This is a genomic window from Pacificoceanicola onchidii (assembly GCF_004804335.1).
Lineage (GTDB): Bacteria > Pseudomonadota > Alphaproteobacteria > Rhodobacterales > Rhodobacteraceae > Pacificoceanicola > Pacificoceanicola onchidii.
The window spans coordinates 902,347-914,789 of record NZ_SRXY01000001.1 but is presented as its reverse complement, the minus strand read 5'-3'; the positions used below and the strand labels follow the sequence as shown (position 1 = coordinate 914,789).

General features: G+C 59.8%; 18 protein-coding genes. 16 read left to right on the top strand and 2 right to left on the bottom strand.

The genetic code is table 11. From position 1 onward, the window contains the following. Positions 1–38 precede the first annotated feature (38 nt). From E4662_RS04445 to E4662_RS04410, 8 genes are all read left to right on the top strand, one after another. A complete protein-coding gene (locus E4662_RS04445) occupies positions 39–611 on the top strand; it encodes a LabA-like NYN domain-containing protein (protein ID WP_136440033.1) in 573 nt (190 codons plus the stop codon). 54 nt (positions 612–665) lie between these two features. After that, positions 666–1,103, top strand: a complete 438-nt coding sequence (locus tag E4662_RS04440; protein ID WP_136440266.1) for a YqaA family protein — start codon at positions 666–668, stop codon at positions 1,101–1,103. Positions 1,104–1,174: 71 nt separating this feature from the next. Continuing rightward, entirely contained in the window at positions 1,175–2,134 is a 960-nt protein-coding gene (ispH, locus tag E4662_RS04435; RefSeq protein ID WP_136440032.1) for a 4-hydroxy-3-methylbut-2-enyl diphosphate reductase, read from the top strand. Between the two features lie 87 nt (positions 2,135–2,221). Then, positions 2,222–2,674, top strand: a complete 453-nt coding sequence (locus E4662_RS04430) for a DUF3429 domain-containing protein (protein ID WP_136440031.1) — start codon at positions 2,222–2,224, stop codon at positions 2,672–2,674. Between the two features lie 69 nt (positions 2,675–2,743). Beyond that, positions 2,744–3,358: a LysE family translocator gene (locus E4662_RS04425; protein WP_136440264.1), complete on the top strand. Its 615-nt coding sequence runs from the start codon at positions 2,744–2,746 to the stop codon at positions 3,356–3,358. A 3-nt stretch (positions 3,359–3,361) separates the two neighbouring features. Continuing rightward, positions 3,362–3,958, top strand: coding sequence for a class I SAM-dependent methyltransferase (locus E4662_RS04420; protein ID WP_136440030.1), 597 nt, complete (start codon positions 3,362–3,364; stop codon positions 3,956–3,958). Continuing rightward, on the top strand, positions 3,951–4,400 hold the full coding sequence (rnhA, locus tag E4662_RS04415; protein ID WP_136440029.1) for a ribonuclease HI: 450 nt from the start codon (positions 3,951–3,953) through the stop codon (positions 4,398–4,400). The genes E4662_RS04420 and rnhA overlap by 8 nt, the downstream gene beginning before the upstream one ends. A gap of 180 nt (positions 4,401–4,580) precedes the next feature. Then, the gene (locus E4662_RS04410; RefSeq protein ID WP_136440028.1) at positions 4,581–5,201 is read left to right on the top strand and encodes a trimeric intracellular cation channel family protein; all 621 of its coding nucleotides are present in this window, start codon (positions 4,581–4,583) and stop codon (positions 5,199–5,201) included. A 3-nt stretch (positions 5,202–5,204) separates the two neighbouring features. On the opposite strand, the gene E4662_RS04405 is transcribed toward E4662_RS04410, so the two are convergent. Beyond that, a complete protein-coding gene (locus E4662_RS04405) occupies positions 5,205–6,380 on the bottom strand; it encodes a MalY/PatB family protein (protein ID WP_136440027.1) in 1,176 nt (391 codons plus the stop codon). Positions 6,381–6,513: 133 nt separating this feature from the next. On the opposite strand from E4662_RS04405, the gene def (E4662_RS04400) reads away from it, so the two are divergent. The 7 genes from def (E4662_RS04400) to E4662_RS04370 all read left to right on the top strand — a co-directional run bounded on the left by def (E4662_RS04400) (position 6,514) and on the right by E4662_RS04370 (position 10,679). Further along, positions 6,514–7,038, top strand: coding sequence for a peptide deformylase (gene def, locus E4662_RS04400; protein ID WP_136440026.1), 525 nt, complete (start codon positions 6,514–6,516; stop codon positions 7,036–7,038). Beyond that, positions 7,035–7,532, top strand: a complete 498-nt coding sequence (gene def / locus E4662_RS04395) for a peptide deformylase (RefSeq protein ID WP_136440025.1) — start codon at positions 7,035–7,037, stop codon at positions 7,530–7,532. The genes def (E4662_RS04400) and def (E4662_RS04395) overlap by 4 nt, the downstream gene beginning before the upstream one ends. Next, positions 7,529–8,035, top strand: a complete 507-nt coding sequence (def, locus tag E4662_RS04390) for a peptide deformylase (RefSeq protein WP_136440024.1) — start codon at positions 7,529–7,531, stop codon at positions 8,033–8,035. The genes def (E4662_RS04395) and def (E4662_RS04390) overlap by 4 nt, the downstream gene beginning before the upstream one ends. Positions 8,036–8,173: 138 nt before the next feature. Continuing rightward, positions 8,174–9,085: a methionyl-tRNA formyltransferase gene (gene fmt / locus E4662_RS04385; RefSeq protein ID WP_136440023.1), complete on the top strand. Its 912-nt coding sequence runs from the start codon at positions 8,174–8,176 to the stop codon at positions 9,083–9,085. 3 nt (positions 9,086–9,088) lie between these two features. After that, positions 9,089–9,325, top strand: coding sequence for a hypothetical protein (locus tag E4662_RS04380; RefSeq protein ID WP_136440022.1), 237 nt, complete (start codon positions 9,089–9,091; stop codon positions 9,323–9,325). Positions 9,326–9,338: 13 nt separating this feature from the next. Next, entirely contained in the window at positions 9,339–9,575 is a 237-nt protein-coding gene (locus E4662_RS04375; protein WP_136440021.1) for a GlsB/YeaQ/YmgE family stress response membrane protein, read from the top strand. Between the two features lie 114 nt (positions 9,576–9,689). Further along, a complete protein-coding gene (locus tag E4662_RS04370) occupies positions 9,690–10,679 on the top strand; it encodes a glutathione S-transferase family protein (RefSeq protein WP_136440020.1) in 990 nt (329 codons plus the stop codon). Here the strand turns inward: E4662_RS04370 and E4662_RS04365 are convergent, their stop codons facing one another. Continuing rightward, positions 10,680–11,045, bottom strand: coding sequence for a response regulator transcription factor (locus E4662_RS04365; RefSeq protein WP_136440262.1), 366 nt, complete (start codon positions 11,043–11,045; stop codon positions 10,680–10,682). A gap of 206 nt (positions 11,046–11,251) precedes the next feature. Here E4662_RS04365 and E4662_RS04360 point away from each other — a divergent pair, with 206 nt between their 5' ends. After that, positions 11,252–12,436, top strand: a complete 1,185-nt coding sequence (locus E4662_RS04360; RefSeq protein ID WP_136440019.1) for a lytic murein transglycosylase — start codon at positions 11,252–11,254, stop codon at positions 12,434–12,436. The last annotated feature ends 7 nt before the right edge of the window (positions 12,437–12,443 follow it).

The following is a 12,443-nucleotide window of genomic DNA, read 5'->3' as shown; positions in this document are numbered from 1 at the left end:
CGATTTCAGGCGGACCACTTTGTAAGGAAGGACATTTCATGTTTTACAAAGACGAGCGGCTCGCGCTGTTCATCGACGGATCCAACCTCTATGCGGCTGCCAAAGCCTTGGGGTTCGATATAGACTACAAGCTCCTGAGACAAGAGTTTGCGCGTCGCGGCAAGATGGTAAGAGCCTTTTATTACACGGCTTTACTGGAAAACGACGAGTATTCTCCGATCCGCCCTCTGGTCGATTGGCTGCACTACAACGGGTTCACCATGGTCACGAAACCGGCCAAGGAATACACCGACAGCCAGGGGCGCCGGAAGGTCAAAGGCAACATGGATATCGAACTGACGGTCGATGCCATGGAGCTTGCGCCGCGTGTCGATCACATCGTTCTGTTCTCTGGTGACGGTGATTTCCGGCCGCTGGTCGAATCGCTTCAGCGTCAGGGAGTTCGCGTTTCGGTTGTATCAACAATCCGCAGCCAGCCCCCGATGATTGCCGATGAACTGCGTCGCCAAGCGGACAATTTCATCGAGCTTGATGAACTTCGCGACGTGATCGGGCGACCGCCGCGCGAGGTTCCGGCGGAACGCAGTTTCGAGGTGGCAACCGGCAAATGATCCGCACATCGGCCTGATGGGGACGGTCGCACTGTGAGTTTCATTTCGGTTGATATGCTCGCTTCTCTGGGCGGGCTCTTCCTGGCGGCCTTCGGGGCCGCCACTCTTTTGCCGTTCCAGTCAGAAGTGGTTTTCGTCGCCTTGCAGGTGGCGGAGGCCGCGCCTTTGTCGGCCATGATTGTGGTCGCGAGCATCGGCAACACGCTTGGTGCCGTGGTCAATTACATCATGGGCCGCGGTGTTGAGCGGTTCCGCGGCAGTCGGTGGTTTCCGGTTCGGGACAAAAACCTCGCCCGCGCGCAGGAATGGTATGCGCGTTACGGAATCTGGACGCTGCTTTTCAGCTGGGCCCCTGTCGGCGACGCCTTCACCGTTATCGCCGGGATCATGCGCACGCCGTTTTGGCTTTTCCTGGGTCTCGTGACCATCGCCAAGACAGGCCGGTACATTGTTTTGGCGTGGCTTACGGCACAAGCGCAGGGGGCTGTTTAAGCGGCCCTTTGCCTTCGGGGCTGGACCTGTGGCGTCTCAGGCATTACCTCGCCATAACAAGGAGACCTGCGATGACCGACAGCCAAGCAAAGACACTGACGCTCTACCTCGCAGCACCGCGAGGGTTCTGCGCGGGTGTGGACCGTGCGATCAAGATTGTCGAAATGGCGCTGCAGAAATGGGGTGCGCCGGTCTATGTGCGGCACGAGATTGTACACAACAAATACGTTGTGGACGATCTGCGGTCCAAAGGCGCGGTCTTTGTCGAAGAGCTCGAAGAATGCCCCGACGATCGCCCTGTCATCTTTTCCGCGCATGGCGTTCCCAAGACTGTACCGGCCGCCGCGGCAGCCCGTGACATGGTCTATGTGGACGCAACCTGTCCGCTGGTGTCGAAGGTGCATATCGAAGCCGCCCGGCACTCCCAGAACGGTCTTCAGATGATCATGATTGGGCACGCGGGGCACCCGGAAACAGTTGGAACCATGGGGCAATTGCCGGACGGCGAAGTGCTTTTGGTTGAAACGCCGGAGGATGTGGCAACAGTCGAGGTGCGTGATCCGGAACGCTTGGCTTTTGTGACGCAAACCACGCTCTCCGTGGACGACACCATCGATATCGTGGCCGCGCTCAAGGAGCGGTTCCCTTCCATTGTCGGCCCGCACAAGGAAGACATCTGTTACGCCACGACCAACCGTCAATTGGCGGTGAAGGCGATTGCATCAGATTGTGATGCTTTGCTGGTCGTTGGGGCACCAAACTCGTCAAACTCGAAGCGTTTGGTTGAGGTGGCCTCGAAGGCAGGCTGCTCTTATTCGCAGCTGGTCCAGCGCGCCGCCGATATTGACTGGCGCGCGCTTGAGGGTATTCGCAGTGTTGGGATCACAGCCGGGGCCTCCGCGCCGGAAGTGCTGATCAACGAGGTGATAGACGCCTTCCGCGCGCGCTACGACACAACCGTTGAACTGGTAGAGACGGCTCAAGAGAACGTCGAGTTCAAGGTGCCGCGCGTGCTGCGTGAGAAGGTTTAGCCCTAAGCCGTCTTGCCCTTCGTGCTTCGCGCGCCATTTTGACCGATACCCTGTTTCTCTTGGATCTGGTCCGCAAAGGAGATGCCCGTGCAAGACGTTCCTCGCTCTGCCCTGATCCTCGGGTTGGCCGGTGTCTTGCCTTTTTCCTGGGGTGCTCTGACGGTTCTTGTCCCTGATCTGGCGGACTGGACGATCCGAACAATCGGATCGCGCTTTGCCGGGCCTTACGTGCAATTGTTCTATGGCGCGGTGATCCTGGCCTTCATGTCCGGGGTTCTTTGGGGTTTTGCCACCAAGGCTGAGGGTCCGGGGGCCGCGACAGGCTATGCGCTTTCAACCGTACCCGCCCTCTGGGCTTTTTTCATGACAGGCGGGGGTCCGACATCTGCCGGGATTGCCCTGATCGCCGGGTTTCTTGCGCTGCTGCTTCTTGACTGGCAGTTCTGGCGTTGGGGTTTGGCCCCTGCGTGGTGGATGAAGCTGCGCGTGCTTCTGACAGGCCTTGTTGTCTTGTGTCTTGCCATCGGGGTTTTTGCCTGACGGACGGGGCTTCTCTTTCGCAAGAGCATGGCTAGACTGGCGGACACCGTATCCGTGAAAGGCTCCGCCATGTTATCCATGCAATTCCTGATGACCGCCTTCGTTGTTGTGCTCGCGCCGGGCACCGGCGTTCTCTATACGCTCGCCGTCGCGCTGGGGCAGGGGCGGCGTGCGGCGATTGCCGCGTCTGTCGGCTGCACCATCGGGATCGTACCGCATCTCGCGGCGGCCAGCCTTGGGCTCGCGGCATTGCTCCATACATCGGCGCTGCTCTTTACCGTGGTCAAGATGATCGGCGTGGCTTACCTGCTGTGGCTGGCTTGGCAGGCCTTGCAGGACGGCGGGGCTCTGTCTGTGGATGCCGAGGCCAAACGGCAAAGCATGACGCGCATCGCGACGCGGGGCGCGCTGATCAACATTCTCAACCCGAAGCTTTCGGTGTTCTTCCTGGCGTTGTTGCCGCCGTTCCTGTCTGGCGATCCGGCTTCTGCGACGATGGAAATGGCCCTGCTGGGTGCCGTGTTCATGGCGATGACGTTTGGTGTTTTCGTGATCTACGGCCTGTTCGCGGCTCAAGCCCGCGATTGGGTGCTGGGCAGTCAACGGTTGATGCGCTGGCTGAACCGCAGCTTTGCCGCCCTGTTCGCCGCACTTGCGGGCCGGCTTGCGCTGGAGCGGGTGTAAGCGATGAGCGATTCTGTCACGATTGACGTCTACGACATGCGGGCGGGAGAATATGCGGAGGTGACTGCATCCGATGCGCCCGACGCCACACTGAGCGCCTTCATGGCGCGACTGCCTGACAAGGCGCGGGTTCTGGATCTCGGCTGTGGACCCGGCGCCTCTGCCGGGTTCATGGCCCAGGCCGGTCATGACGTTGAAGCGTGGGACGCGTCCAGCGGCATGGTCCGTCTGGCTCAGGAAAAACCGGGGGTTCAGGCCCGGCAAGCCAGTTTCGACGATCTGGCGCAGGTTGATCCGCAGAGTTTCGATGCGGTATGGGCAAACTTCTCGCTCCTGCACGCGCCGCGCAAGGCGATGCCGCGCCATATCTCTGAAATTGCCCGGATTTTGAAGCCCGGTGGTCTGTTTCATATCGCGGTGAAGTCGGGATCCGGGGAGAAACGGGACAAGATTGGACGTCTCTACAGCTTCTACACTCAGGACGACATTACAGGTCTGCTGCTGGACGCAGGGCTGACGCCCGGCGAATACCAGACTGGGCGTGATAGGGGACTTGACGGCAGCCTGTCGGACTGGATATCCGTCACGGCCCATGCCTGATTTATTTGCTTACACAGACGGAGCCTGCTCCGGAAATCCCGGCCCCGGTGGATGGGGTGCGCTGCTCCAAGCCAAGGACGGAGAGACGCTTGTCAAGGAGCGCACGCTCCAAGGCGGTGAGGCGCAGACCACAAACAACCGGATGGAGTTGCTGGCGGCGATCCATGCGCTTGAATCCCTGTCGCGGGCGTCACGGATCACCGTTGTTACCGACAGCGCCTATGTGAAGAATGGCGTCACGGGTTGGATTCATGGCTGGAAACGCAACGGCTGGAAAACTGCGGCCAAGAAGCCGGTCAAGAATGCCGAGTTGTGGCAACGTCTGGACGAGGCCCAGGCCCGGCATGACGTCACGTGGGAATGGGTAAAGGGCCACGCCGGTCATCCTGAGAACGAACGCGCGGATGAGCTGGCCCGAGCAGGTATGGCCCCGTTCAAGTAGGACGACACGTGGTATCCAAGGTGGCGGAAAATTTTGCCGGGACAAAATTTTGATTGGGGCGTTGCCCCGCCGCAGCGATGCTGCGACTCCCCAGGATATTGGAAGCACAAAGAAACAGGGCGCGGGTTTGCCCGTGTTTTGAGTATTCATCGGCGCGGCGAGCCGCTAAGGGGTTGATGCATGACCCTGCTCGACTTTCTTGACTACACCTCTGTTCTGGTTTTTGCGCTGACGGGTGCGCTGGTGGCGAGCCGGGCGCAGCTTGATATCGTTGGATTCGCGTTTCTTGCCAGTTTGACCGGTCTGGGTGGCGGGACCTTGCGCGATTTGCTTTTGGACCGCACCCCGATCTGGATTGAAGATCCCAAGTACCTAGCGCTGACGTGCGCAGCGGCGGTCGTCGTGTTCTTTTCAGCGCATCGGTTTGAAAGCCGCTATGCCGCGATTGTCTGGCTTGATGCCGCCGCGCTTGCAGTGGCGGTTGCTGCCGGGGCAGGTATTGCGCAGGGTCTCGGATCGCCGTGGCCGATTGTTCTGGTCATGGGCATTGTCACCGGCAGTGTCGGTGGTCTCATGCGAGATGTGGTCGCGAATGAAGTGCCCCTGGTGCTGAAGCAAGGCGAGTTGTACGTGACCTGTGCCTTTGCAGGTTCTGCGGCTTTGGCGGTGGCGGCTGCACTTGGTCTTGAAGCGGGCATTGCGACGATGGCCGCTGTGCTGGCCACCTTTGCGTTGCGGGCAGGGTCCATTGCTTTTGGCTGGAAACTGCCCGTCTACAAGCCGCGTCCGCCGCGCAGGTAGCGGTTACTGCAGATCACCAAACGCCCGTTTGAGACGCTCTGCGGCTTCGACCACGTTTGCGCGGGTGGTGCCGAAGTTGAACCGCAGGAACGTTTCGCCGCCGGAGCCAAAAGTTGGGCCGTGATTGGCGGCGATTTTTGCGTCCTGTTCGACGCGGCGGGTGAACTCGGCGCGATCCATGCCGGTGCCGGAGAAATCGACCCAAGCCAGGTATGTGGATTCCATCGGCATAGAGGCCACGCCCGGGATGCCTTCGATTGCCTGATCAAAAATCTTGCGATTCTCATCTAGGTAAACTGTCAACTCGTCCACCCAGGCCGCGCCCTCGGGCGAATAGGCGGCGGTGACCATGTGCAGGCCAAAGGAGTTCGGGGAGATGCCGAGACCTGCCATCCGGGCAGCAAAACGAGCGCGCAGGTCGTCATCGGGGATGATGACATTGCCGGTATGCGAGCCTGCGATGTTGAAGGTTTTGGTGGCGGCGGTGAGCATGACAAGCCGCTCTTCGACATCGCCGCCGATCAACGGCATTGTCGTATGCTTGTGGCCGGGCATCACGAGGTCTTCGTGAATTTCGTCGGAGATGAGGATCAGATCGTGCCGTTTGGCGAACGCGGCGACGCCTTTGAGTTCGGCCCGGCTCCAGACCCGGCCGCCGGGATTGTGCGGCGAACACAGGATGACCATGCGCTCGTCGCCTGTCATCTGGGCGTCGTAGGCGTCGAAGTCCATCTCGTATTTGCCATCCCGTTGGACCAGCGGGCATTCGACAACCGTCCGCCCGGCGGCTTTGATGACGCGGGCAAAGGCGTGGTAGACGGGCGTAAACAACACCACGCCATCCCCGGGGTTGGTGTAGGCATCGACGCAAAGACCTGTGGCGTTGACAAGACCATGGGTGGTGAAGACCCATTTGGGGTCAATCTGCCATCCGTGTCGCTCCTGCATCCACCATTGGATGGCGTTCAGATAGGCGCCATCGTTGCCGAAATAACCGTAGATCCCATGATCCGCCATGTTTTGCAGCGCCGCTTGAACGCAGTCTGGCGGGCGAAAATCCATATCCGCAACCCACATGGCCAAACCGCCTTCCGCAGGAACACCATAGATCGGTTCCATCATGTCCCACTTGGAACAATGGCTGCCAAAACGGTCGATGGTCTCGTCGAAACGGCTCATGGGCGGTCCTTTCCTGCTGATTGGCTTATTCGTCGCCGGAAGTGCGCGGCTCTGCAAGGGCGAAACGTATAGCGGTTGCCTTTGGCCGGGTATCGCAGTTGCGATTTGTGGCACTTCGCCCTAAATCAGCCGCATGAAGCGGAACATACTCATTCACCCCGATCCACGCCTGAAGAAGGTTTGCGAAGGCGTCGGCGATTTGTCGGACGATCTGCGCAGCCTTGCGGATGACATGCTCGAAACCATGTATGATGCGCCGGGCATCGGCCTCGCCGCTCCGCAGATCGGCGTGCTGTCGCGGCTGATTGTGCTGGATTGCGTCAAGGCGGACAGCGAAGCACCGCGCCCTTTGGTGATGTTCAACCCCAAGATCATTGCGGCGTCGGACGAAGAGAATGTCTACGAAGAGGGCTGCCTGTCGATCCCGGATCAGTACGCGGAGGTGACGCGGCCCAAGGTTGTCGATGTGGAATGGATCGACCGGGACGGCAACGTCCAGACCGAGACATTTGACGGGCTTTGGGCAACCTGCGTTCAGCATGAAATTGATCACCTCGATGGCAAGCTGTTCATTGACTATCTCAAGCCGCTGAAACGCCAGATGATCACACGCAAGATGGTCAAGCTCAAAAAAGAGCTGGCGCGGGAGAAGGCGTGAGCGTTCTGGAGATCGTGCAATGGCCCGACGCCCGACTGGCGCGGCTTTGTGCACCTGTTTCGGACATAGAGGCGCTGAAGGCGGATATCCGCGATCTGTTCGAGACCATGTATGCCGCCCCCGGACGCGGGCTCGCGGGCCCCCAGATTGGTCTCATGAGCAGGGTCTTCGTGATGGACGCCGGTTGGAAAGATGGAACCAAGACACCTTTGGCCTGCATCAATCCGGAGATCACGGAGCGTTCCGATGAAAAGATCACCGGACCGGAAGGGTGTCTGTCGATGCCGGGAGTCACGGCGGACGTTGTTCGCCACGCGCGCATCACGCTGGCTTTTTCGGATTTGATTGGAGCGCGACAGTCAATGGAGATGACCGGTGCCGAAGCAATCATTGCGCAGCATGAACTTGATCACCTCGATGGTGTGATGCACTTCGACCGGCTGGAGACACAGGCGCGCGCGGCGCTTCTGAAAGATTACGAGGCCTTGGCATGACGGTCCGAACTTGCATTCCCTACCCCGACAAGCGGCTCAGGACCGTGGCGGACCCGGTGGAGGAGATCACCGATGAGGTCCGCGCGGTCTGGCAGGACATGATCGATACGATGGAGGCGATGCCCGGTGTTGGCATGGGCGCGCCGCAAATCGGGGTGCTGCTGCGTCTGGCGGTTGTCGACGCATCCGAGGCGCGTGGTCAGGCGGTGCGCATGGCAAACCCGGAGATTCTGCATGCGTCGGTAAAACTGCGCGACCATGAAGAGGCGTCACCGAACTTGCCCGGGGTGTCGGCAAAGATATCCCGCCCGCGCGCCGTGACGGTCCGTTTAATGGACGAGGCCGGCGAGACGGTGGAACGCGATTTTGTCGGGCTGTGGGCGACGTCGGTGCAACATCAGATCGATCACCTGAATGGCAAACTGTTTATCGATCATCTGAGCAGGACCAAACGCGATATGCTGGTCAAGAAGTCGAAGAAACTCGCCAAGGGTGCGGGGTAAAACCCCGCCCTACAGATGCGCAGTCTCTAGGGTCACTGGATCGAACAGGGATCAATCTGCGCGCGGGTCCGTAGGGCGGGGCTGTGCTCCGCGCTGTTTGCGGGTAAGTGAACCGGGAAGAAGCAGGGGAGCCGCAACATGCGTCTGGTTTTCATGGGCAGTCCGGAATTTTCCGTGCCGGTTTTGGATGCGTTGGTTGAGGCCGGGCACGAGATTGCATGTGTTTACTGCCAACCGCCGCGTCCGGCCGGACGCGGCAAGAAGGATCGACCAACCCCGGTGCAAGCCAGAGCAGAGGCCTTGGGGTTGCTAGTCCGGCACCCGGTTTCCTTGAAAACCGCGGAAGAGCAGGCTGCGTTCGAGGCTTTGAACGCAGACGTTGCGGTCGTTGTGGCCTACGGTTTGATTCTGCCGCAGGCTGTTCTGGACGCGCCGAAGCAAGGCTGCCTGAACATCCATGCCAGCCTGTTGCCCCGCTGGCGCGGCGCGGCGCCCATTCACCGGGCGATCATGGCGGGCGACGCTGAGACCGGTGTGTGCATCATGCAGATGGAGGCGGGGCTCGACACTGGTCCCGTGTTGATGCGCGAGGCTTTGGCGATTGGGGATGAGGAAACAACCGGCGCGCTGCACGATCGCTTGAGTGCAAAGGGCGCGAGACTGATTGTCGAAGCATTGGACGCGCTGCCCAACCTTGACCCGGTAGAGCAGCCCGAAGAAGGCGTGACCTATGCCGCCAAGATCGACAAGGCCGAGGCCGCCATTGACTGGAGCCAACCCGCCGAAGTGGTCAGTCGGCAGATCAGAGGTCTTGCGCCGTTTCCCGGTGCATGGACGCTGCATCGTGAGGCGCGGCTGAAATTGCTCGGTGCGCGCGTGGCGCAAGGGCAGGGCACCTCCGGTGAGGCGCTTGACGATGCATTCACCATTGCTTGCGGAACGGGTGCAGTGCAGATTACGCGTGCACAGCGCGCCGGTAAGGGGGCTCAGGACGCAGAGGTTTTCCTGCGCGGCCACCCCATTGCCGCAGGCGCACGGCTTGGAGGCTGACAGATGTTCCCAGTTCTCATCGGAACCGTCGTGATTGCGGGCATCGTGGGCTATGCCTCGGAAAAGTCTGGCTTCACGCATAATGGCATTTTGCAAAGCATCATCATTTGCATTGGCGGCGCGTTTCTCGCCTATTTTGTCCGGTTGATGTTTGGCATTGGATTCGGCTCGGCGGGTCTGAACGCCATTGCGTCCTCAATCGGGGCGTTGATCATCGTGCCGTTCCACTGGCGCAAGTAGAGGGAGTTTTCGAATGAGCATAATCTGGTTGATCATCGTCGGTGCAGCCGCCGGGTTCCTGGCCACGCGCTTCATGAACCTGCAGCTGGGCACCTTGCAAACTATCGGCATCGGTATCGGTGGAGCGCTGATCGGCGGGCTGATCCTGCGTTTCCTGCTTGCGGTGACCGGAATGCTGGCAGGGCTCGTGGGGGCCGTTCTCGGGGCGATGCTGCTGCTCTGGGCTTTCAAGACTTTCATTCAGAAGTAACACGCGCCCGTACCGGCGATCTGTGCATCGCTGCGCGGCCTCTGCGCGGGGATGTGGATTTGTTTTGGCCGGTGTCTGGCATAGCTCCTAAGCCAACGTTCAATGGAGGCGCAGATGGGACAGTTGGTTGATGGCAAATGGCAGGTGCAATCCCTGAGGGCCTTGTCCAAGGATGGCGCCTTTACCCGCAAGGCTTCGCAGTTTCGCAATTGGATTACGCCCGACGGCGCAGCAGGCCCGACCGGCGAGGCAGGCTTTGCCGCGGAAGCAGACCGGTATCATCTGTATGTCAGCCATGCATGTCCATGGGCGCATCGCGCGCTGATCTTTCGCAGTCTCAAAGGGCTTGAGCCCCTCATTTCGGTGAGTGCCGTGCATCCGGATATGCTGGACGATGGCTGGTCCTTCGAAACCGACGGTGCGGGCGCGACAGGCGACGCGCTCTATGGTTTGCCCTTCTTGCGCGATCTCTATGTCAAAGCTGACCCGTCTGCCACGACACGGGTCACCGTTCCAGTGCTTTGGGACAAAACACGCCAGACCATCGTATCAAACGAAAGTGCGGAGATCATTCGCATGTTCAACAGCGCGTTTGATCATCTGACCGGAGAACCCTCGGACTACTATCCGTCGGACCTGAGGTCAGAGATCGACACCGTGAACGCGCGGATCTACGACACCCTGAACAACGGTGTGTACAAAAGCGGTTTCGCGACAACACAGGAAGCCTATGAGGCCGCAGTATACCCGTTGTTCGAAACACTGGATTGGATCGAGGCGCGTCTTGAGAGTAAACGGTATCTCGTTGGACCTCGGATCACGGAAGCGGATTGGCGGCTCTTCACCACGTTGATCCGGTTCGACAAGGTGTATCACGGTCACTTCAAATGCAACCGCAAGCGCATCGTCGATTATCCGAATATCTGGGGGTATTTGCGCGAGTTGTACCAATGGCCCGGCGTGTCGGAAACCGTGAACTTCCATCACATCACGCGGCACTACCATTTCAGCCACGAATCGGTGAACCCGCATCGGATCGTGCCCATCGGCCCTGATCTTGATTTGCTCGCACCACATGGACGCGGCGCTCTGGAAGCCGTCTGATCAGGCGTTCAGCCGGCCGTGGTGATCGACCATGGCGGCAAGATCGGAGGGTTCCGTGGCGCTGGTGACAAAAGCACAGGCGTTTGCGCAGTGCTCAAAGATGGACCCGTCCGAGAAAAAGCGCGTGTTGGTCACAAAGATGACTCGGGCCTCCGGCTGCCGGAAACTGGCGTAATCCGAGACCGAAAGGGAACTACCCCGCTCCAGAACGAGGTCCAGAATGATCACGTCAAAGGTCAACTCTTGCAGCAGGTCGTAAGCCGCCTCATCGCTCGTGGCCGTGTGAACCAGCCAACCCAGCCGCTCTAGGTGCTTCTTCCAAAGCGCGGCCAGCGCAGGATTGCTTTCGACAATCAAGACCATCAGGTGACATCTCCGGGGCATACGTACAGGCGCACGGGGCGCGCTGAGTGTTTGACCAATGTTGAACGAAAGTCTGAAGAAAGAATTAATGCGTTGGTAACTTCTATGAAGAATTCGTGAACTGTCGGCGGGGTGCTGCCTGCATCCGCTTGCCGATACAGGATGCCCTGTTAGTGTGCGCGGCAAGAACGATGAATTCGGGAGGTGTCATGCGGTTTCTCAGCTTGGTTTCAGCGATGTCAGTGCTCATCGCCAGCGCAGTTTCTGCTCAGGAAGCGATCCCCTGCGGCGGTGGGTTTTCGGCCTTCAAAGAGGGGCTGATCGCGGAAGCCGTCTCGAAAGGGCATGAAGAGGCGACGGCCCGGCGTTTTCTTTCGGGTGCCACGCAGTCGCAAAGCGTCCTGAAAGCCGACAAGCGGCAGGGCATCTTTCAGGACCCTTTCATCACCTTTTCACGCAAGCTGATCTCGCAGAACCGCCTCGACAAAGGCCGCCAGATGGGCCAGCGGTATGATGCGGTCTTTGATCGGGTCGAACAGGAATACGGCATCTCCCGCGGTGTTCTTCTTGCCTTCTGGGCCTTTGAGACGGATTACGGCTCTTTCCAGGGGGACTTCAACACACTCAACGCGCTTGTGACCCTGGCTCATGACTGCCGCCGCCCCGAGATTTTCCGCCCGCAGATCTTTGCGGCGCTGTCGCTCTATGAAAACGGCGATTTTGATCCGGCAAACACGACGGGGGCTTGGGCCGGTGAGATCGGCATGGTGCAGATGCTGCCCAAGGACATCCTTGAAAACGGGGTTGATGGTGATGGCGACGGTCACGTGATGCTCAAGACCTCCGCCCCGGACGCCCTCCTGTCCGGTGCCAAGATGCTGTCTCACTTGGGCTGGCGCTACGGCGAGCCGTGGTTGCAGGAAATCCGCTTGCCGCAGGGCTTTGACTGGTCATTGACCGGATTGCAGACCGAAATGAGCGTGGCGGATTGGGAAAAAATCGGCGTCCGCGCACGCGATGGGCAACTTGATGACGGGCGGCTGATGGCCTCAATCATTCTGCCGCAGGGCAAGGATGGTCCCAAGTTCCTCGCATACCCGAACTTTCGGGTCTATTTCGAATGGAACCAGAGCTTCACCTATGTGCTGACCGCTGCGTATTTCGGGACGCGGCTGACGGGTGCGCCTGTCTATGATGCAGGAAGCCCGGCACAGGGTCTCGAAGGCGCGCAGATGAAAGAGCTGCAACGCAAGCTCGACGCGCGTGGGTTTGATGTTGGCGCGATTGACGGGATTCTCGGGGCGGGAACCCGCGCCGCTGTCCGCGCTGTGCAAAAGGAGCTTGGGTTGCCGGTGGATGGTTGGCCGACCATGGCGCTTTTGAGCAGGCTGTAGTCCGCGC